At 66.8% G+C, this 19642-nt stretch carries 14 protein-coding genes and 2 pseudogenes; 13 read left to right on the top strand and 3 right to left on the bottom strand.

Going from position 1 to position 19642, the window contains the following annotated elements:
* Positions 1-241: 241 nt before the first annotated feature.
* The 3 genes and pseudogenes from rpsU (at position 242) to rpoD (ending at position 4558) form a co-directional block, all read left to right on the top strand.
* Entirely contained in the window at positions 242-457 is a 216-nt protein-coding gene (gene rpsU, locus B6N23_RS06460) for a 30S ribosomal protein S21 (protein ID WP_110068537.1), read from the top strand.
* Positions 458-617: 160 nt separating this feature from the next.
* Positions 618-2469, top strand: a pseudogene (gene dnaG / locus B6N23_RS06455) (DNA primase).
* 238 nt (positions 2470-2707) lie between these two features.
* Positions 2708-4558: an RNA polymerase sigma factor RpoD gene (rpoD, locus tag B6N23_RS06450; protein ID WP_305502983.1), complete on the top strand. Its 1851-nt coding sequence runs from the start codon at positions 2708-2710 to the stop codon at positions 4556-4558.
* A gap of 81 nt (positions 4559-4639) precedes the next feature.
* Here the strand turns inward: rpoD and B6N23_RS06445 are convergent, their stop codons facing one another.
* Both B6N23_RS06445 and B6N23_RS06440 read right to left on the bottom strand, forming a co-directional pair.
* Entirely contained in the window at positions 4640-6211 is a 1572-nt protein-coding gene (locus B6N23_RS06445) for an AbgT family transporter (RefSeq protein WP_305502981.1), read from the bottom strand.
* 191 nt (positions 6212-6402) lie between these two features.
* On the bottom strand, positions 6403-7059 hold the full coding sequence (locus B6N23_RS06440) for a hypothetical protein (RefSeq protein ID WP_305502979.1): 657 nt from the start codon (positions 7057-7059) through the stop codon (positions 6403-6405).
* Between the two features lie 358 nt (positions 7060-7417).
* Between B6N23_RS06440 and B6N23_RS06435 the strand changes: the two genes are divergently transcribed.
* From B6N23_RS06435 to B6N23_RS06415, 5 genes are all read left to right on the top strand, one after another.
* A complete protein-coding gene (locus B6N23_RS06435; RefSeq protein ID WP_305502977.1) occupies positions 7418-8191 on the top strand; it encodes an ABC transporter ATP-binding protein in 774 nt (257 codons plus the stop codon).
* A gap of 17 nt (positions 8192-8208) precedes the next feature.
* Positions 8209-8946 carry an ABC transporter ATP-binding protein gene (locus B6N23_RS06430; RefSeq protein ID WP_305503725.1) on the top strand — a complete coding sequence of 246 codons (738 nt, stop codon included), beginning with the start codon at positions 8209-8211 and terminating at the stop codon, positions 8944-8946.
* Between the two features lie 114 nt (positions 8947-9060).
* Positions 9061-10281, top strand: coding sequence for an ABC transporter substrate-binding protein (locus B6N23_RS06425; RefSeq protein WP_305502975.1), 1221 nt, complete (start codon positions 9061-9063; stop codon positions 10279-10281).
* Positions 10282-10339: 58 nt separating this feature from the next.
* Positions 10340-11227, top strand: a complete 888-nt coding sequence (locus tag B6N23_RS06420) for a branched-chain amino acid ABC transporter permease (protein ID WP_110068543.1) — start codon at positions 10340-10342, stop codon at positions 11225-11227.
* A gap of 2 nt (positions 11228-11229) precedes the next feature.
* Positions 11230-12219, top strand: coding sequence for a branched-chain amino acid ABC transporter permease (locus tag B6N23_RS06415; protein WP_305502972.1), 990 nt, complete (start codon positions 11230-11232; stop codon positions 12217-12219).
* 107 nt (positions 12220-12326) lie between these two features.
* On the opposite strand, the gene B6N23_RS06410 is transcribed toward B6N23_RS06415, so the two are convergent.
* Positions 12327-13274 (bottom strand): LysR family transcriptional regulator, encoded by a 948-nt coding sequence (locus B6N23_RS06410; RefSeq protein ID WP_305502970.1) that lies wholly within the window; start codon positions 13272-13274, stop codon positions 12327-12329.
* Between the two features lie 124 nt (positions 13275-13398).
* Between B6N23_RS06410 and B6N23_RS06405 the strand changes: the two genes are divergently transcribed.
* From B6N23_RS06405 to B6N23_RS06385, 5 genes and pseudogenes are all read left to right on the top strand, one after another.
* Complete coding sequence (locus tag B6N23_RS06405) at positions 13399-14508, top strand: S-(hydroxymethyl)glutathione dehydrogenase/class III alcohol dehydrogenase (protein ID WP_305502968.1); 1110 nt, start codon at positions 13399-13401, stop codon at positions 14506-14508.
* Positions 14509-14586: 78 nt separating this feature from the next.
* Positions 14587-15444, top strand: coding sequence for an S-formylglutathione hydrolase (gene fghA / locus B6N23_RS06400; RefSeq protein WP_305502966.1), 858 nt, complete (start codon positions 14587-14589; stop codon positions 15442-15444).
* A 134-nt stretch (positions 15445-15578) separates the two neighbouring features.
* Complete coding sequence (gene mtgA / locus B6N23_RS06395) at positions 15579-16283, top strand: monofunctional biosynthetic peptidoglycan transglycosylase (RefSeq protein ID WP_305502964.1); 705 nt, start codon at positions 15579-15581, stop codon at positions 16281-16283.
* Positions 16284-16350: 67 nt separating this feature from the next.
* Positions 16351-17708, top strand: a pseudogene (locus tag B6N23_RS06390) (IS1182 family transposase).
* Positions 17709-17908: 200 nt separating this feature from the next.
* A complete protein-coding gene (locus tag B6N23_RS06385; RefSeq protein ID WP_305502963.1) occupies positions 17909-19633 on the top strand; it encodes an NADH-ubiquinone oxidoreductase-F iron-sulfur binding region domain-containing protein in 1725 nt (574 codons plus the stop codon).
* Positions 19634-19642 lie beyond the last annotated feature (9 nt).

The raw sequence follows: 19642 nt of genomic DNA, 5'->3' as shown, positions 1-19642 counted from the left end.
GGAACAGCCCGGCATTCTACGCGGTTTGGGGGTGGAAAGCATTTGCAAAGGGTGGGGGGCACGACTAGACTATTGTGCGCTGCAAGACTGGGTCGTGCACCCAGGTGGCGATTTCCCGCGACCGTTTTCGCCTTCCGGCTCGCCTCCCGGCGTTCCGGGTGCTTTCTCGTCGCGAAAGCTGCCACCCGCAGGGGTGTGCGTACTAACCGAACTCTAGTTACCTAAGGTAGGTGAGTGCTTAATGCCTTCTGTCAAAGTACGTGATAACGAGCCGTTTGACGTCGCACTGCGTCGCTTCAAGCGTTCCTGCGAAAAAGCCGGTGTTCTCTCCGAGGTACGTCGTCGCGAGTCCTACGAGAAGCCCACCGCAGAGCGCAAGCGCAAGGCGGCGGCTGCCGTCAAGCGTCACGCCAAGAAGGTCCAGCGTGAGCGCAAGCGTTTCGAACGGCTCTATTGATCCGTGCTGGAGATAGTCGGGGCTCCGGACCCGGCCGTCTCAGGAGGACGCCAAGCGGCCGCCATCCGGTGGCCGCTTGTTTTTTCCTGGGTGGCGGTACCCAGCGGGTGCCGACGCCCTGAAGCGATCGCATCGCGGCTCGTCGAGGTGATCCGATTCCATGGCAGGACAGATTCCCCAGCGCTTCCTCGATGACCTGCTGGCCCGCGTCGACGTGGTCGAGTTGGTGGGCGAGCGGGTCAAGCTGAAGAAGGCCGGCCGCAACTACTCCGGGCTCTGCCCCTTCCATCAGGAGAAGACGCCGTCGTTCACCGTCAGCGCCGACAAGCAGTTCTATCACTGCTTCGGCTGTGGCGCCCACGGCAACGCCCTGCGCTTCCTGATGGAGTACGACAAGCTGCGCTTCCCGGAGGCGGTGGAGCAGCTCGCCGGCCGGCTGGGTCTGGAGGTGCCTCGCGAGGGCGCCGATGACCCGCGGGCCCAGGCGCGGGGGACGCAAGCGCAAGGAGGGGGTCAACCTGCTCGAGCTGGCCGCCAGCTTCTTCCGCGAGCGGCTGAAGATGCCCGAGGGCCAGGGCGCCCGGGGCTATCTGGAGCGGCGCGGCCTCTCGCCGGAGGTACAGCAGACCTTCGGCATCGGCTATGCCCCGGACGACTGGGAGGCGCTCAAGCGCCACCTGACCGAGCGGGGCATCGGCGAGGCGGTGCAGGTGGAGTATGGCCTGCTGGTGCATCGCGAGGAGAGCGGACGCACCTACGACCGCTTCCGCGACCGGGTGATGTTTCCGATCCGCGACATCAAGGGCCGCACCATCGCCTTCGGCGGCCGGGTGCTGGGCGATGCCAAGCCCAAGTACCTCAACTCGCCCGAGACCCCGGTGTTCCACAAGGGGCGCGAGCTCTACGGCCTCTTTGAAGCCCGCCAGGCCGACCATCGCCTGGAGCGCCTGGTGATCGTGGAGGGCTACATGGACGTGGTGGCCCTGGCCCAGTTCGGCATCCGCAATGCGGTGGCTACCCTGGGCACCTCCACCAGCGAGGAGCACCTGACCCGGCTATTCCGCCTGGTCAGGGAGGTGGTGTTCTGCTTCGACGGCGACCGCGCCGGGCGGCAGGCCGCCGCAAGGGCGCTGGAGACGGTACTGCCGTTGATGATCGACGGGCGCCAGGCGCGCTTCCTGTTCCTGCCCGAGGGGGAGGATCCGGACACCCTGGTGCGTCGCGAGGGGGCCGAGGCCTTCCAGGACCGCATCACCTGCGCCAGTCCTCTGTCGGAGTTCCTCTTCGACCAGGCGGCGGCGGGGCGCGACCTGGCGAGGATCGAGGATCGCGAGCGCTATGCCAGCCAGGTGCTGGCGGCGCTGGCCCGCCTGCCGGAGGGGGTGCTGAAGTCGCTGATGCTCAGCGAGCTCTCGCGGCGTACCGGCGTCGAGGCGGCAGACTTCAGCGCTCTGCTGGCGCGCTCGGCTGCCGCCGAGCCTGCGCCGGGGCGGGAGGTGCCCGGTGCGGGTGCGCCGCTGGACGAGCCCGCCGGCATGTCCGAAGCGCCGCCGCTGGGGGAGAGTGCGGCCCCGGTGGCGCCCTCCGGCGGGGCGCTGAGCCTGGTGGCCCGCGCCCTGCAGTTGCTGGTTCACGAGCCGGCGCTGGTGGCGCGGCTGCCGGAGGAGGACGACTGGTGCCCGGAGGAGGAGCCCGACGGCCGCCTGTGCCGTGAGGTGATTCGCCTGCTGCGGGCCGGTCGCTATCGCAGCGCCCAGGTGCTGCTGGCCCACTTCCATGGCAGCGCCGAGGGCGAGCGCCTCGCCGCCCTGGCGCGCCGCGAGCTGCTGATCCCGAGAGAGGCGCGTGGCGCCGAGCTGGAAGGGCTGGTGGCTCACTTTCGCAGGACGCGGCAGCGGCGCTCTCCCCAGGAGGAGATCGACGCCCTGCTGGCCAGGGAGAGGAGCGGGGAACGGCTTTCGCGGGAGGAGAAGCAGCGGCTGATGGTCCTGCTCACCGAACTGCATGGCTGACCGGAAGGTCAACTAGCATTATTCAGGTTGGCGCCAGGGTTGATTTTTCTCCTACCATCACCACATAGGAGAGAGCGCCACCCCAGGGGCAACCTGACAACCTAACACACCTGATTGACTGCGCAAATAGAGCGAACTGGCAGAAAGGGGCGTTACGGCGCTATACTGTTTGGCTTCACGAGTTTTCTCCACCGAGCGCTTCAGGTGCTTCATTCTTCTTCGTCGAGATAGGGTTTCTATGGCTGGAAATGCGCAGCAGCAGTCACGTCTGAAGGAGTTGATCGCGCGCGGCAAGGAACAGGGCTACCTGACCTATGCCGAGGTCAACGACCATCTACCCGAGGATATCGCCGACCCCGATCAGGTGGAAGACATCATCGGCATGATCAACGACATGGGTATCAGCGTCGTCGAGGAAGCCCCCGATGAAGATACCCTGATGATGTCGGATCACTCCACCGACGAGTCTGCCGCCGAGGAGGCCGTGGCGGCCCTGGCGGCGGTGGAGAGCGACGTGGGCCGTACCACCGACCCGGTGCGCATGTACATGCGTGAGATGGGGACCGTGGAGCTGCTGACCCGCGAGGGCGAGATCGAGATCGCCAAGCGCATCGAGGAGGGGACCCGCGAGGTGATGTCCGCGCTGGCCTACCTGCCCGGTGCCGTCGACTCCATCCTCGAGGCCTACGACGCCACGCAGGATGAGGAGGCGCCCGGTCGCCTGTCGGACCTCTTCTCCGGCTTCATCGATCCCGACGAGGGCATCCCCGGGGTGGCCGAAGCCGAGGTGCCCGACCCCGAGGTCAGCGACGAGCTGGACGAGGAGAGCGACGGCGCGGACGACGAGGACGAGGAAGACACCACCAGCAACGAGGGCGGCCCGGACCCGGAGGAGGCGCGTGCGCGTTTCGAGCAGATCCGCGAGCAGAGCGCCGCGGCTCAGGCCGCCATCGAGGCCCATGGGCGTGGCTCAAAGCAGGCCCAGGAAGAGCTGGCGCGCCTGGCCGAGCTGTTCTCGCCGATCAAGCTGGTGCCCAAGCACTTCGAGCGCCTGGTGAATCAGGTGCGCATCAGCGTCGAGCAGGTGCGTGCCCAGGAGAAGGCGGTGATGCAGCTGTGCGTCAAGAAGGCACGCATCCCCCGCAAGACCTTCATCAAGTCCTTCCCGGGCAGCGAGTCCGACCCCGAGTGGCTCGACGCCTTCGGGCAGGAGTTCCCCAAGTACGCCGACCGCCTCGAGCCGCTGCGCACTGACATCCAGCGTGCCCAGCGTAAGATCGCCTTCGAGGAGGAGATGGTTCGCCTGCCGGTGCAGGAGATCAAGGAGGTCAACCGTCGCCTCTCCATCGGTGAGGCCAAGGCGCGCCGTGCCAAGAAGGAGATGGTCGAGGCCAACCTGCGCCTGGTGATCTCCATCGCCAAGAAGTACACCAACCGTGGCCTGCAGTTCCTGGACCTGATCCAGGAGGGCAACATCGGCCTGATGAAGGCGGTGGACAAGTTCGAGTATCGCCGCGGCTACAAGTTCTCCACCTACGCCACCTGGTGGATTCGCCAGGCGATCACCCGCTCCATCGCCGACCAGGCGCGCACCATCCGTATTCCGGTGCACATGATCGAGACGATCAACAAGCTCAACCGGGTCTCCCGGCAGATGCTCCAGGAGATGGGCCGCGAGCCCACCCCCGAGGAGCTGGGCGAGCGTCTCGAGATGCCGGAAGACAAGGTGCGCAAGGTGCTTAAGATCGCCAAGGAGCCGATCTCCATGGAGACCCCCATCGGTGACGACGACGACTCGCACCTGGGTGACTTCATCGAGGACAGCACCATGATCCTGCCTATCGACTCCGCCACCGGCGAGGGGCTGATCGAGGCGACCCGCAACGTGCTCGGTGGTCTCACCGCCCGGGAAGCCAAGGTGCTGCGCATGCGCTTCGGTATCGACATGAACACCGACCACACCCTCGAGGAGGTCGGCAAGCAGTTCGACGTCACCCGCGAGCGTATCCGCCAGATCGAGGCCAAGGCGTTGCGCAAGCTGCGCCACCCCTCGCGCTCCGAGCCGCTACGCTCGTTCCTCGACGACTGAACGTCGCAGCCGATACAAGGACGCCCGCAGGTCAGACCTGCGGGCGTCTTCGTATGCGTATGCGCGTGCCTGGGCGCTACGTTACAGCGTGTAGTGGGTCGCGGCGCCGGGGCCCACCGGCAGGCCGAGCAGGAAGACCCAGACGAAGAACAGCAGACTCCAGCCGATCAGCATGAAGAGGGTGTAAGGCAGCATCAGCGCCACCAGGGTGCCGATGCCGAGATCCTTCCGATAGCGTGCCGCCACCGCCATGATCAATCCGAAGTAGCTCATCATCGGCGTGATCAGGTTGGTCACCGAGTCGCCGATGCGGTAGGCCGCCTGGATCACTTCCGGCGCATAGCCCATCAGCATCAGCATCGGCACGAAGATCGGTGCGGTCACCGCCCACTGCGCCGAAGCGCTGCCCAGGGAGAGATTGACGAAGGCGCACATCAGGATGAACAGCGCGAACAGTGCCGGACCGCCAAGCCCCAGCGACTCGAGCACGTCGGCGCCGGCCACGGCGATGACGGTGCCGAAGTTGCTCCAGTTGAACAGCGCCACGAACTGCGCGGCGAAGAACACCAGAACGATATAGAGGCCGAGACTGCTCATGCTGCGCGACATGGCGTCGATCACGTCGCGATCGTTGCGCATGGTGCCGGCCAGCCGGCCGTAGACGAAGCCGAGGAGAGAGAAGGAGACGGCGACGATCACCACGATGCCGCTGAGGAAGGGCGACCCGCTGACCAGGCCGGTCTCAGGGTGGCGCAGCACGCCCCACTCCGGGACCACCAGCAGGGCCAGGCCGGCCACCAGGGCGAGGGTCGCCAGGCCGGTGCCCTTGAGTGCCCGTTTCTCCGTCGCCGAGAGTGTAGCCATCTGCTGGCTGTCGATATCGGCCTCGGCATAGGCGGCATCGAAGCGGCCCAGCTTGGGTTCGACGATACGCTCAGTCACCAGGCCGCCGATCAGGGTCACGGCGAAGGTGCTGACGATCATGAAGAACCAGTTGGCCTCGGCGCCGACCACATAGGCCGGGTCGAGAAGCCGAGCCGCTTCCTGGGTAATGCCGGAGAGCAGCGGGTCCACGGTGCCGATCAGCAGGTTGGCGCTATAGCCGCCTGACACCCCGCAGAAAGCGGCGGCCAGCCCCGCCAGGGGGTGGCGGCCCAGGGAGTGGAAGATCATCGCCGCCAGCGGAATCAGCACCACATAGCCGAGTTCGGCGGCCATGTTGGACATGATGCCGGCGAACACCACCGCATAGGTGACGATCCGCGGGGAGCGGTTCAGCACCAGGGCTCGCATGCTGGCCGAGAGCAGGCCGGAGTGCTCGGCTACCCCGACCCCGAGCATGGCCACCAGTACGGTGCCAAGCGGTGCGAAACCGGTGAAGTTGGTCACCATCTCGGTAACCAGTCGCCGCAGACCATCGGCGTTCATCAGGGAGTTGACGGCGATCCACTCGCCCTCGTTGGCGGGACGGGGGTCGGCGACCGAAACGCCGAGGGCGCCGGCGATGCCGCTGGCCACCACCACGATGACGCAGAGCAGGGCAAAGAGGGTGACGGGGTGGGGCAGCAGGTTACCGAGCCACTCCACGGTGTTGAGGAAGCGGGTGAAGGCACCGCGTCTGATGCGCTCTCCCCGCATACGGGAGCTGGACATGGTTGTTTCTCTTTAGGAGTGAGTTTGTAGTGGTATTTTTTTTTTTAAGGCATGGCGCGACATTACTTCGAAGTGCCGGCGTCTGCAAACTCAATCTCTCTTGTCCATGACCTCACGCAGAGCGATCTCCCTGAGGAGACCGCTCTGCGTGGTGAAGTAGCGGGTGGCGGGCTAGCGGAGTAGCGGGTGATTCAGGCCTTGCGGCGGGCCAGGGCCCAGCGCCGGGCCAGCAGGGGCAGCTCGATGACGGCGATCAGGATCAGCGCATAGCCGAGCAGCTCCACCACCTCCTCGGCGGCATCCTTGAAGGTGCGCACATAGTTCTCCTCCATCACCGCCATCCAGAAGTCCTGGCGGCCATAGAGACGCGAGAAGACGTAGGTAGTGAGCACCCCTGCGGCAAAGAGGCCGAAGGAGAAGCTGTTGGCGTAACTCGCGAACTCGGTGACGAAGCGCCGGCGTTCGCGGATCACCCAGAAGAGTATGGGCACGATCACCAGCGTCACCAGCACCTTCCAGGTATGTCGCGCCACCCAGGTGTCCAGGAAATAGTCCTGCTCGCGAATGAAGGAACTGAAGGTGAAGGCGAACATCAGCAGGGTGACGGTGGGCAGCACCTTCAGCACCTGGCGGGTATAGAGCAACAGCAATGATGCCATGAGCAGTAGCACACTCTGGGTGAGCTCGGTAAAGCCGTACTCCGAGAAGCGTACCTCGGGATAGTGCAGCGCCTCGATGTAGGCGCCCTGGGCAAGCCCTGCGATCAGCAGGATATAGAGGGTGGCGCGCAGGCAGGTGGCGGTGAAGCCGATGGGCCAGGGCTGGCCGGGGGGTGGGAGTTGAGACATGGGGGGCAAGGGTTTCCGAATCAGGACATTCATTGATGCATGTATTCTACTACCTGGGTCTCATTTTGCCCATGCTTTGATAAAGCTGTTTCTTTTCAAAGCTCTGTGTCAATCGAGAGATTCGTTTTCAAGCTATTGAAAAACCGGAAACTACGCCATTGGTCGAGTCATGCCCAACTGACTATTGCTGTGCCGCCTCGAGTCCTCTAGCTTACGTTAACGTAAAATGCCGGAGCGCCCCTGATCCACAAGCGCCCGGCCAGTCCGATGCCGAGATGGCCAGAACAACGACAACGGCACACAACAACGACAACAGCACCAACGGCGGATCGTTCGCGCGATCCAGAGAGGACGTCACATGACCCAGGACTTCATTCTGGAGACTCGGGGGTTGACCAAGGAATTCCGCGGCTTCACCGCCGTGGACGATGTCAACCTGCAGGTCCAGGAGGGGCATATCCATGCCCTGATCGGCCCCAACGGGGCGGGCAAGACCACCGTCTTCAACCTGCTCACCAAGTTCCTGCCGCCCACTCGCGGCGAGATCCTCTATCGCGGCCAGCCGATCACCGGCATGAAGGCCAACGAGATTGCGCGGATGGGCCTGGTGCGCTCCTTCCAGATCTCCGCGGTGTTCGGCCACATGACCGCCATGGAGAACGTGCGCGTGGCGCTGCAGCGTCCCATGGGAACCTCCTTCCACTTCTGGAAGTCCGAGCGCACCCTCGACCACCTCAACGACCGCGCCATCGAGCTGCTCGAGGAGGTGGGCCTGCGCGACTATGCCGACGTGCTCACCGTGGAGATGCCCTACGGCCGCAAGCGGGCCCTGGAGGTCGCCACTACCCTGGCCATGGACCCCACCCTGATGCTGCTCGATGAGACGACCCAGGGCATGGGCGCCGAGGACGTCGACCGCATCGTCGAGCTGATCCGCCGGGTCGCCCGGGGGCGCACCGTGCTGATGGTGGAGCACAACCTCAGTGTGGTGAGCCGGCTGTGCGATCGCATCACCGTGCTGGCCCGCGGCGCGGTGCTGGCTGAGGGCGACTACGCCACCGTCTCCGCCGACCCGCGGGTCAAGGAGGCCTACATGGGCAGCGAAGCGGCGGAAGAGGAGGCCACGGCATGAACCAGGCAGCCCAGGCGATGCAGGCCCCGGCCCTGCAGTACCAGGACCGCGACGGCGCCGAGATGCTGCGGGTCAGCGACCTGCACGCCTTCTACGGCGAGTCGCACATCCTCCACGGTGTCGACTTCAACGTGAAGCGCGGCGAGCTCGTGACCCTGCTCGGGCGCAACGGCGCCGGGCGCAGCACCACCCTCAAGGCGATCATGAACATGGTCGGCCGGCGCACCGGCTCGATCATGGTCAACGGCAACGAGACGCTGGGCATGAGGGCCCACCGCATCCCGCGGCTGGGGATTGGCTACTGCCCTGAGGAGCGCGGCATCTTCGCCAGCCTCGACGTCGAGGAGAACCTGCTGCTGCCGCCCACGGTGCGCTCCGGCGGGATGTCGATCGACGAGATCTACGCGATGTTCCCCAACCTCTACGAGCGGCGGCGCAGTCAGGGCACGCGGCTCTCCGGGGGCGAGCAGCAGATGCTGGCCATGGCGCGGATCCTGCGCACCGGGGCGCGGCTCTTGCTGCTCGACGAGATCACCGAGGGGCTGGCACCGGTCATCGTCCAGGCGCTGGGCGAGGTGCTGGTCAAGCTCAAGGAGCGCGGCATGACCATCGTGCTGGTGGAGCAGAACTTCCGCTTTGCCGCCCCCCTGGCCGACCGCCACTTCGTGATGGATCACGGCCGCATCGTAGAGGAGATCGCGGCGGCCGAGCTGCCGAGTCGGCGCGAGCATCTGCACACCCTGCTGGGGGTGTAGGCTGGATCTGCGCCTCGGCGCCACCGCTATTCACAACACCGAATCCCAACGACACGCCGCAACACCACATCGCAACAACAACAAGAGCCCCGCTTCGGGGCAGAGGAGATCAGCATGACCTTCATCAAGAAGAGCCTCACCGCCGCCGTTGCCCTGGCCGCCACCGCTGCCATGGCTACCACCGCCCAGGCCGAGATCAGCGACGGAGAGGTGCGTATCGGCTACCTGGCCGACATGTCCGGCACCTACCGCGACCTGGCCGGCCCCGGTGGCCTCGAGGCCCTGCGCATGGCCGTGGAAGACTTCGGCGGCAACGTCAACGGCGCCCCGATCCAGGTCTTCAGTGCCGACGACCGCAACAGCGCCGACGTGGGCGCCAACACCGTGCGCGAGTGGTTCGATACCCGCAACGTCGACCTGGTCTCCGGCATGGTGGCCTCCTCGGTGGTCATCGCCGCTACCCGGGTGATCGAGGAGAACAACGGCCTGGGCATCATCTCCGGCTCCGCGGCCTCCAGCATCACCAACGAGCACTGCACCCCGAACCATATCCACTGGGTCTATGACACCTACCCGCTGGCCAACGGCACCGCCAAGGCGATCGTCGAGCAGGGTGGCGACACCTGGTTCATGCTCACCGCCGACTACGCCTTCGGTCACGCCCTGGAAGGCGACGTGACCCGGGTGGTCGAGGAGGCCGGTGGCCAGATCGTCGGCGGCGTGCGCCACCCGTTCCCCACCGACGACTTCTCCTCCTACATCCTCCAGGCCCAGGGCTCCGGGGCCAAGATCATCGGCCTGGCCAACGCCGGTGCCGATACCGTCAACGCCATCAATACCGCCAGCCAGTTCGGGGTGGTGGAAGCGGGCCAGCAGCTCGCCGGCCTGCTGGTGTTCCTCAACGATGTCTACGCCATGGGCCTCGAAACCACCCAGGGCCTGCTGCTGACCACCGGCTGGTACTGGAACATGGACGACGAGTCCCGCGAGTGGGCCGAGCGCTATTACGAGCGCGTGGGCCGCATGCCGACCATGGTCCAGGCCGGCATCTACTCCAGCACCATGCACTACCTAGAGACCGTGGCCGAGCTGGGCACCGACGACCCGGTCGCGGTGCGCGCAGCCCTGGGCGAGAAGCCGATCAACGACTTCTTCTCCCGCAACGGTCGTGTCCGCGAGGACGGCCGCATGGTCCACGACATGTTCCTGGCCCAGGTGAAGTCGCCGGAGGAGTCCGAGCACGAGTGGGACCTCTACGAGATACTCGCCACCATCCCCGCCGAGGAAGCGTTCCGTCCGCTCTCCGAGAGCCAGTGCAAGCTGGTGCAGAACTGAAGCGAGCAAGACCGGCGGCGGCCTCGGCCGCCGCCCCCTCTGACGGGAGATTCCTGACATGACGATGATATTCGGGGTGCCGCTGGCGGTGTTCCTCGGCCAGCTCCTGCTCGGCCTGATCAACGGTGCCTTCTACGCCCTGCTCAGCCTGGGCCTGGCGGTGATCTTCGGCCTGCTGAAGATCGTCAACTTCGCTCACGGTGCCATGTACATGCTGGGGGCCTTCGCCACCCTGCTCGGCATGCGCTACCTGGGCATCAACTACTGGGCGGCGCTGCTGCTCGCGCCGCTCTTCGTCGGCCTGTTCGGCATGCTGCTCGAGCGCACCCTGCTGCGCCGCATCGCCCACCTGGACCACCTCTACGGCCTGCTGCTGACCTTTGGCCTGGCGCTGATCTTCGAGGGCACCCTGGTCAACTTCTTCGGCGTCTCAGGGGCTCGCTACCCGACTCCCGAGGCGCTCCAGGGCGGCTTCCAGCTTGGCTTCATGTTCCTGCCCAAGTACCGCGCCTTCGTGCTGGTGGCGGCCATCGTGGTGTGTCTCGCCACCTGGTACATGATCGAGCGCACCCGCCTCGGCGCCTACCTGCGCGCCGGCACCGAGAACCCGGCGCTGATGCAGGCCTTCGGCGTCAACGTGCCGCTGCTGATCACCCTCACCTACGGCTTCGGCGTGGCGCTGGCCGCCTTCGCCGGGGTGCTGGCCGCACCGCTCTATCCGGTGTCGCCCACCATGGGCTCCAACCTCTTGATCGTGGTCTTCGCGGTGGTGGTGATCGGCGGCATGGGCTCGATCCTGGGCGCCGTGCTCACCGGGCTTGGCATGGGCCTGATCGAGGGCCTCACCAAGGTGTACTACCCCGAGGCGGCCAACACCGTGATCTTCCTGGTGATGATCCTGGTGCTGCTGCTGCGACCCGCCGGCCTGTTCGGCAAGGAGGCATGACCATGTCCGCGACCCAGACCCAGACGCTGACTCCCTCCATGAAGCGTCAGCGCCGCGCCGATATTCGCCGCAACGTCTTCTACCTGGTGCTGATCGGCATCGGCCTGGTGGCGCCCTTCGTCGCCTACCCGGTGTTCCTGATGAAGGTGCTGTGCTTCGCGCTCTTCGCCTGCGCCTTCAACCTGCTGCTCGGCTACGCGGGGCTGCTCTCCTTCGGCCACGCGGCCTTCCTGGCCACCGGCGGCTATGTCACCGGCTACCTGCTGTCGAGCCACCCGGCGCTCACGCCGGAGCTGGGTATCCTCGCCGGGACCCTGGCCGCCGTGGTGCTCGGTGCGGTGTTCGGCGCCCTGTCGATCCGCCGCCAGGGCATCTACTTCGCCATGGTGACCCTGGCGCTGGCCCAGCTGGTGTTCTTCGTCTACGTCCAGTCGCCCTTCACCGGCGGCGAGGATGGCCTGCACGGGGTGCCGCGGGGTGAGCTGTTCGGCGTCATCAGCCTGCGCAGCAACCTGGCGATGTACTACTTCGTGTTCGCGGTCTTCCTGCTCGGCTTCGCCATCATCCAGCGCGCCGTGCACTCGCCCTACGGCCAGGTGCTCAAGGCGATCCGCGAGAACGAGCCCCGGGCGATCTCGCTGGGCTACAACGTCGATGCCTACAAGTGGCTGGCCTTCGTCCTCTCCGCGGGGCTGGCCGGCCTGGCGGGCTCCACCAAGACGGTGGTCTTCCAGCTCGCCTCGCTGACCGACGCCCACTGGCACATGTCCGGCGAGGTGATCCTGATGACCCTGCTGGGCGGGGTGGGCACGCTGTTCGGCCCGGTGGTCGGCGCCGGCATCGTGGTCAGCCTGCAGCACCTGCTGGCGCAGTCGCCGCTGGGCAACTGGGTGGGGCCGATCCTCGGGGTGATCTTCGTGGTCTGCGTGCTGAGCTTCCGCAGCGGCATCGTCGGCGAGATCCTCAAGTCCTACCGCAAGAACTTCAAGTAGACGGCAAGGGGCGTCCGGTCGCGCAACGCCGAGGCCCCGACCATACTCTTCACTTCTACCTTCAGGCGCCCCCCGGGGCGCCTTTTTTGATGCGCCTGGCGCGGCGCTCACCGGTGCCAGAGAAAGCTCGAGGCCATCACGCCGCTGCCCGCACCGGTGCCGGTTCGTCCTGGCAGGCTGCTGGGCAGATGCGCCACCAGATGATCGATGAACTGGCCTACCTTTGGGGAGCGCTGGCGGTGGCGTGGAAAGACCGCCCAGACGGCAGTATCGTCATGGCGATAGGCGTCGAGCACCGAGATCAGCTCGCCGCTGGCGAGGTAGGGGTCCACGTAGTAGTCGGGCAGCTGGGCCAGCCCCAGCCCCTTGAGCGCGGCGTCGAGCAGGGCGGGACCGGAGTTGGCGCGCCAGACGCCTGGCACCCGCACCTCGCGACGCACTCCCTCCACGGCGAAGCGCCAGTGGTCCCGGCTGCCCACCAGGCAGCGGTGGCGGGAGAGCTCGGCCAGCGAGTGGGGTTGGGAGACATGGGCGAAGTAGGCTGGGGCCCCCACCACATATTCACGCCGCTCGCAGAGGCGGCGTGCGATCAGCGTGGAGTCCTCCAGCTTGCCCATGCGGATGGCGATATCGAAGCCCTCGTCGATGATATCCACCTGGCGGTTGGTGAAGTGCATGCGCACCTCCAGCCGCGGATGCTCGAGCAGGAAGGCGTTGGCCAGCGGGGCGATGAAGCGCTCACCGAAGGTGGTGGCCGAGGTCAGGCTGAGCAGGCCGCGGGGGCGCTCCTGGAGGTCGCTGAGGGCGGCCTCGGCCTCGCGGAAGCCGTCGAACAGCTGGCGGCAGTGGGTGAAGTAGAGTCGTCCCTCGTCGTCGTCGGTCAGGTGGATCTGGCGCGTGGTGCGGTAGAGCAGGGCGGTACCGAGCTGCTGCTCGAGCTGGGCCACAAGCCGGCTGACGTGGGAGGGCGAGACGGACAGCTCCCGGGCGGCGGCGGCGAAGGTGCCCAGGCGCACCACTTCCACGAAGGCTTCGATACGATCCCAGCGCTGCATGGCAGGTTCCTCGTTGATTATTGCCTCACAGCAATAATGTCGTGCATTTGGTGCAGTTTATCCCAGGCCGGTGCTTTGCCTACACTGTTCCCACTGCCTGTTCATCGTCAACGAGGATATCGCCATGAAATCACGCGCCGCCGTCGCCCTGGAAGCGGGCAAGCCCCTCGAGCTGGTCGAGATCGACGTCGAGGGCCCCAAGGCCGGCGAGGTGCTGGTGAAGATGGCCGCCACCAGCGTCTGCCATACCGATGCCTATACGCTGTCCGGTGCCGACCCGGAGGGCAACTTCCCGGCGGTGCTGGGCCATGAGGGCGCCGGCATCGTTCAGGAGGTGGGTGAGGGGGTGACCAGCGTGCGTCCCGGCGACCACGTCATCCCGCTCTATACCGCCGAGTGCGGCAAGTGCAAGTTCTGCCTCTCCGGCAAGACCAACCTGTGCGGCGCCGTGCGCGCCACCCAGGGCAAGGGCCTGATGCCCGATGGCACCAGCCGCTTCTCGCTGGACGGCAAGATGCTGCACCACTACATGGGCACCTCCACCTTCAGCGAGTACACCGTGCTCCCCGAGGTGTCGCTCGCGGTGGTCTCCAAGGAGGCACCGCTGGACAAGATCTGCCTGCTGGGCTGCGGCGTGACCACCGGCATCGGCGCGGTCATGAACACCGCCAAGGTCGAGCCGGGCTCCACCGTGGCCGTCTTCGGCCTCGGCGCCATCGGCCTGGCCGTGATCCAGGGGGCGGTGATGGCCAAGGCGAGCCGGATCATCGCCATCGACGTCAACCCGGAGAAGTTCAAGCTGGCCGAGCAGTTCGGTGCCACCGACTTCGTCAACCCCAAGGAGTACAGCGACCCGATTCAGCAGGTGATCGTCGACCTGACCGACGGCGGCGTCGACTACTCCTTCGAGTGCATCGGCAACGTCAACGTCATGCGCTCGGCGCTGGAGTGCTGCCACAAGGGGTGGGGCGAGTCGATCATCATCGGCGTCGCCGGTGCCGGCGAGGAGATCTCCACCCGTCCGTTCCAGCTGGTCACCGGCCGGGTCTGGAAGGGCTCCGCCTTCGGCGGCGTCAAGGGGCGCTCGGAGCTGCCGGGCTACGTGGAGCAGTACATGAAGGGCGAGATCAACATCGACGACTTCATCACCCACGACATGCCCTTCGAGAAGATCAACGAGGCCTTCGACCTGCTGCACCGGGGTGAGAGCATCCGTACCGTTCTTCACTACTGACGCGCCAGGCGTCGTATCGCCCTTGACCCCCTTGCGGAGCGGCCGGGAAAGGCATCCCGGCCGCCAGGAGACCTCATCATGACCATGACCGAGAACCTGGAGCTGGTATCGGCCAACAAGAGCTTCGGCGGCTGGCACAAGCGCTATCGCCACCGCTCCCGGGCGCTGGACTGCGAGATGGTCTTCGCCATCTACCTGCCGCCCCAGGCCGAGGCCGAGCGGGTGCCCCTGCTGTGGTGGCTCTCCGGACTCACCTGCACCGACGAGAACTTCATGCAGAAGGCCGGCGCCCATCGCCTGGCGGCGGAGCTGGGTATCGCCATCATCTGCCCCGACACCAGCCCCCGGGGCACCGACCTGCCCGGCGAGCACGACAGCTACGACTTCGGTTCCGGCGCCGGCTTCTACGTCAACGCCACCCAGGCGCCCTGGAAGAAGCACTACCGCATGTACGACTACGTTACCGAGGAGCTCCCTTCGGTGGTGCGCCAGCACTTCCCGGTGAACGGTCGCGAGTCCATCAGCGGCCACTCCATGGGGGGCCATGGGGCGCTGATCATGGCCCTGCGTCGGCCCGGCCACTACCGCTCGGTATCGGCCTTCGCCCCCATCGTCAACCCGTCCGACTGCCCCTGGGGCCAGAAGGCCTTCGGTGGCTACCTGGGCGAGGACCGCGGCAAGTGGACCCAGTACGACGCCTGCGAGCTGGTGGCCCGCGGTGCCTCCCGCCAGCCGCTGTTCATCGACCAGGGCGAGGCCGACGACTTCCTCGACGAGCAGCTCAGGCCCGAGCGGCTGGAGGCGGTGTGCGCCGAGCACGACCACCCGCTCACCCTGCGTCGGCAGCCCGGCTACGATCACAGCTACTACTTCATCGCCTCCTTCATCGAGGATCACCTGCGCTATCACGCCGAACGGCTGCACAAGAATCTCTAGCGCGTTGAGGCTGGCGCGTTGAGGATGCGCCGGCCGCTCGCCTCCCTTGCCGCGATGCGAGCCCGTATACTGGTCGTCTGGCGTCGGGTTCGCAGGGGCGAGTGGTCGTGGGTCGAGCGATAGTGAGAAGAGGAATGGGCAGGGCATGGGGCCGCCGGCTGTGGGGCTGGCTGTGGCGCGTCGTGCTGGGCTTCGTGGTGCTCTCGGTACTGCTGGTGCTGCTGTTTCGCCAGGTGCCGGTGTTCGGTTCCATGGTGATGGTGGAGCGCAAGGTGCAGTCCTGGATCTCCCGGGAGCCCATCGAGCTTCGCCACCAGTGGCGCCCCTGGGAGGCGCTCTCCGACCACGCCAAGCTGGCGGTGATCGCCGCCGAGGACCAGCGCTTTCCCGAACATCGCGGCTTCGACCTGGTGGAGATGCGTCGAGCCTGGGAATCCAATCGCGCCGGAGGGCGCCTGCGAGGGGCCAGCACCCTGAGCCAGCAGACCGCCAAGAACCTCTTCCTGTGGACCGGGCGCAGCTGGGCGCGCAAGGGACTGGAGGCGTGGTTCACCCTGCTGATCGAGACCCTGTGGCCCAAGCAGCGCATCCTCGAGGTCTATTTGAACATCGCCGAATGGGACAGCGGCGTGTTCGGCCTGGAGGCCGCGGCCCAGCACTACTTCGGGGTCTCTGCCGGCCAGCTCACGGCCGTGCAGGCCAGCCGCCTGGCGGCCATCCTGCCCAACCCGCGAGGTTGGGATGCGGCGCGCCCCAGCCCTCACGTGGAGCGGCGCAGCGCCTGGATCCGCCAGCAGATGAACAACCTGGGCGGGCCGGCCTATCTTGAAAGACTCTAGCAGTCTGTCGGGTTTTCGATAACGTCGTGAGATACTCGCTTCCAGCCGCCACCACCGGAACGTCGCCATGAGCCGCTTCATCCCCGTTGACCGCCAGACCGATTATCTTCTGCCGCCTTCCGTGGACGAGTGGTTGCCCGATGACCACCCGGCGCGCTTCGTGGTGGATGTTGTCGAGCAGCTGGACCTCTCGGCGTTGACGCGGCGGTACGCCGGCCGGGGGCATAAGGCCCATCACCCGGCGGTGCTGCTGAGTCTGCTGGTCTATGGCTATGCCACCGGGGTGTATTCCAGCCGCAAGATCGAGCGGGCCACCTATGACTCGGTGGCGTTCCGCTACCTGGCCGCCAACACCCATCCCGACCACGACACCCTGGCCACCTTCCGGCGGCGCTTCCTGCCCGAACTGGAGCAAACTGTTCGTCCAGGTGCTCTTGCTGGCCCGCGAGATGAAGCTGCTCAAGCTCGGCACCATCGCGCTGGATGGCACCAAGCTCAAGGCCAACGCCAGCAAGCATAGGGCGCTGTCGTACGGCCATGCCAAGAAGCTGGAGGCTCAGTTCAAGGCCGAGGTGAAGGCGCTGACCCAACGGGCCGAGTCCGCGGATCGGGATGACGCCGCCGATGGCATGGACATCCCGGGCGGAGATTGCCCGTCGCGAACAGCGCCTGGCGGCGATCGCCGAGGCCAAGGCCAAGATCGAGGCGCGGGCCGAGGAGCGAGACGCCGTCGAACAAGCCGCCTACCAGGAAAAGGTGGCGCGCCGTGAGGCGCAGCGGAAGGCCGGCAAGACGCCTCGGGGGCGGGATCCCGAGCCACCGACGGGCGGCCCCCGCGACAAGGATCAGGTCAACCTCACCGACCCACAATCACGCATCATGCCGGTCACCGGCAAGGCCTTCGATCAGTGCTACAACGCCCAGGCGGCCGTCGATACCGACACCCTGCTGGTCACCCACGTGCATGTCACCCAGGCGACCAACGACAAGCAGCAGGTCATGCCGTTACTGACCGCATGGCAGGGCTACCCCGAGGCGTTGGGGCGCCCCAGTTGCCTGCTGGCCGACACGGGCTACTTCAGTGCGGCCAATGTCGATGCCTGCCAGGCCCATGGCATCGAACCGCTGCTGGCCATGAAGCGCGATGTCCATCATCTCCCCGTGTTCGAGCGCTTCGCGGCGGATCCGCCCGCCCCGGCGAGTGAGGATCCCGTCGAGCAGATGGCGCACCGCCTGAAGACCCGGGCGGGACGCGCCCTGTATGCGCTGCGCAAGCATACGGTGGAACCGGTCTTCGGCATCATCAAGCACGTGATGGGGTTCCGGCAGTTCTCGCTGCGTGGCCTGGACAAGGTCAGCGGCGAGTGGCGACTGGCCACCCTGGCCTGGAACATCAAGCGAATGCACCGCCTGGCTGCCGGATGAGGGGAGATCCCTCACCGGGTAGCGCGTCACCGGGGTCAGGAGCGGTGCAAGGCGAGGCAGGGAGGGCCAACAGCGACTCTCCCGCCACATGACCGACTACCCTGCGAAGAAACCAGAGAGGGGACGTTGCTTCTACGCTTCATGCCCTCTAAACCGACAGACTGCTAGCCTCGTCTGCCCGCCGACTCCGGGAGTCCGCCATGACCGAATCGACCGCCACGCCCAAGCGCCGCCTGCGCGGCAAGACCCGCGGCCGTGAACTGGCGCCGGTGGCGCTGGCCGCCCTGCGCGTGCTGCTCGGCGACGAGAGTGAGGCGCCGGAGCTGCGCCGTCGCGACAGGCTGATCGAGCACCTGCACGCCATCCAGGATGCCCACGGTCACCTCTCCCTGGTGGAGCTCAGGGCGCTGGCCGCCTACATGAACCTGCCCATGGCGGCCATCTACGAGACGGCCACCTTCTATGCCCACTTCGACGTGGTCCACGACGGCGAGGCCCCGCCGCCGGAGGTCACCGTGCGGGTCTGCGATTCGCTCTCCTGCCAGTTGGCCGGCGCCGAGGCCCTGCGCCAACGGCTGGCGGCGGGCCTCGACCCGGAGCGGGTGCGGGTGGTGCGTGCCCCCTGCATGGGACGCTGCGACACCGCCCCGGTGGTCGAGGTGGGCCATCATCACCTGCTCTACGCCACCCCGGAGGGGGTCGAGGCGGTGGTGGATACCGGCCACACCCATCCCGAGGCGATCCTCTGGCAGCGCCTGGCCGACTACCGCGTCGGTGGCGGCTACTCGCTGCTGACCCGGTGTCGCGCCGGCGAGGTGGGCGTCGAGGTGCTGATCGATGAGCTCGAGCGCGCCGGCCTGCGCGGCCTTGGCGGGGCGGGCTTCCCCACCTTCAAGAAGTGGCAGGCGGTGCGCGCCGAGCCCGGCCCCCGCTACGCGGTGATCAACGCCGACGAGGGCGAGCCCGGCACCTTCAAGGACCGCTTCTATCTCGAACGTGAGCCGCACCGCTTCCTGGAGGGGGCCCTGGTCAGCGCCTGGGCGGTGGAGGCCCGCGCGCTCTACATCTACCTGCGCGATGAATATCCCGGGCTGCACCGTGTGCTCACCGAGGCGATCGCCGAGCTCGAGGCCGCGAGCCTGGTCGCCCCCGGCTTCGTGGTGCTGCGCCGCGGCGCCGGCGCCTACATCTGCGGCGAGGAGTCGGCGCTGATCGAGTCCCTGGAGGGCAAGCCCGGCAAGCCGCGCCACCGGCCCCCCTTCGTGGCCCAGCGGGGGCTCTTCGGTCGGCCGACCCTGGTCAACAACGTCGAGACGGTCTACTGGATCCCGCTGATCCACGAGAAGGGCGCCGACTGGTTCGCCGGCCAGGGCCAGGGCCGGCACGGGCGCAAGGGGCTGCGCAGCTTCTCGGTCTCCGGCCGGGTCAAGCGGCCCGGGGTGCACCTGGCCCCCGCCGGCATCACCCTGGCCGAGCTGCTCGAGGAGTACTGCGGCGGCATGGCCGAGGGGCACCGCCTCGCCGGCTACCTGCCCGGTGGCGCCTCCGGCGGAATACTCCCGGCCGGCAAGGCGGATATCCCGCTGGACTTCGATACGCTCCAGGCGCACGGCTGCTTTATCGGCTCGGCGGCGATCATCGTGCTCTCGGACCAGGACGATCTGCGTGCGGTGGCCGCCAATTTGCTGGCCTTCTTCGCCGACGAATCCTGCGGTCAGTGCACCCCTTGCCGGGTGGGCACCGAGAAGATGCTGACCCTGCTCGAGCGTGACGCCTGGGACGTCCAGGCGCTCGAGCGCCTCGCCCGGGTGATGATGGACGCCTCCATCTGCGGCCTGGGCCAGGCGGCGCCCAATCCGGTGCTGAGCCTGCTGCGCGACTTCCGCGGCGAGCTCGAAGCTCAGAACCTCATCGTGAAAGGGTAGGGAGGCAGA

Origin of the sequence: Halomonas alkalicola, from assembly GCF_030704205.1 — a bacterium.
Lineage (GTDB): Bacteria > Pseudomonadota > Gammaproteobacteria > Pseudomonadales > Halomonadaceae > Halomonas > Halomonas alkalicola.
Note: the sequence above shows the minus strand (reverse complement) of the source record. Positions and strands in the feature narration are given on the sequence as shown.

Bases quoted from the DNA above. Each gene is read 5' to 3' on its own strand.
- rpsU (WP_110068537.1), top strand. From the start codon at position 242: ATGCCTTCTGTCAAAGTACGTGATAACGAGCCGTTTGACGTCGCACTG.
- rpoD (WP_305502983.1), top strand. From the start codon at position 2,708: ATGGCTGGAAATGCGCAGCAGCAGTCACGTCTGAAGGAGTTGATCGCG.
- B6N23_RS06445 (WP_305502981.1), bottom strand. From the start codon at position 6,211: ATGTCCAGCTCCCGTATGCGGGGAGAGCGCATCAGACGCGGTGCCTTC.
- B6N23_RS06440 (WP_305502979.1), bottom strand. From the start codon at position 7,059: ATGTCTCAACTCCCACCCCCCGGCCAGCCCTGGCCCATCGGCTTCACC.
- B6N23_RS06435 (WP_305502977.1), top strand. From the start codon at position 7,418: ATGACCCAGGACTTCATTCTGGAGACTCGGGGGTTGACCAAGGAATTC.
- B6N23_RS06430 (WP_305503725.1), top strand. From the start codon at position 8,209: ATGCAGGCCCCGGCCCTGCAGTACCAGGACCGCGACGGCGCCGAGATG.
- B6N23_RS06425 (WP_305502975.1), top strand. From the start codon at position 9,061: ATGACCTTCATCAAGAAGAGCCTCACCGCCGCCGTTGCCCTGGCCGCC.
- B6N23_RS06420 (WP_110068543.1), top strand. From the start codon at position 10,340: ATGACGATGATATTCGGGGTGCCGCTGGCGGTGTTCCTCGGCCAGCTC.
- B6N23_RS06415 (WP_305502972.1), top strand. From the start codon at position 11,230: ATGTCCGCGACCCAGACCCAGACGCTGACTCCCTCCATGAAGCGTCAG.
- B6N23_RS06410 (WP_305502970.1), bottom strand. From the start codon at position 13,274: ATGCAGCGCTGGGATCGTATCGAAGCCTTCGTGGAAGTGGTGCGCCTG.
- B6N23_RS06405 (WP_305502968.1), top strand. From the start codon at position 13,399: ATGAAATCACGCGCCGCCGTCGCCCTGGAAGCGGGCAAGCCCCTCGAG.
- fghA (WP_305502966.1), top strand. From the start codon at position 14,587: ATGACCATGACCGAGAACCTGGAGCTGGTATCGGCCAACAAGAGCTTC.
- mtgA (WP_305502964.1), top strand. From the start codon at position 15,579: ATGGGCAGGGCATGGGGCCGCCGGCTGTGGGGCTGGCTGTGGCGCGTC.
- B6N23_RS06385 (WP_305502963.1), top strand. From the start codon at position 17,909: ATGACCGAATCGACCGCCACGCCCAAGCGCCGCCTGCGCGGCAAGACC.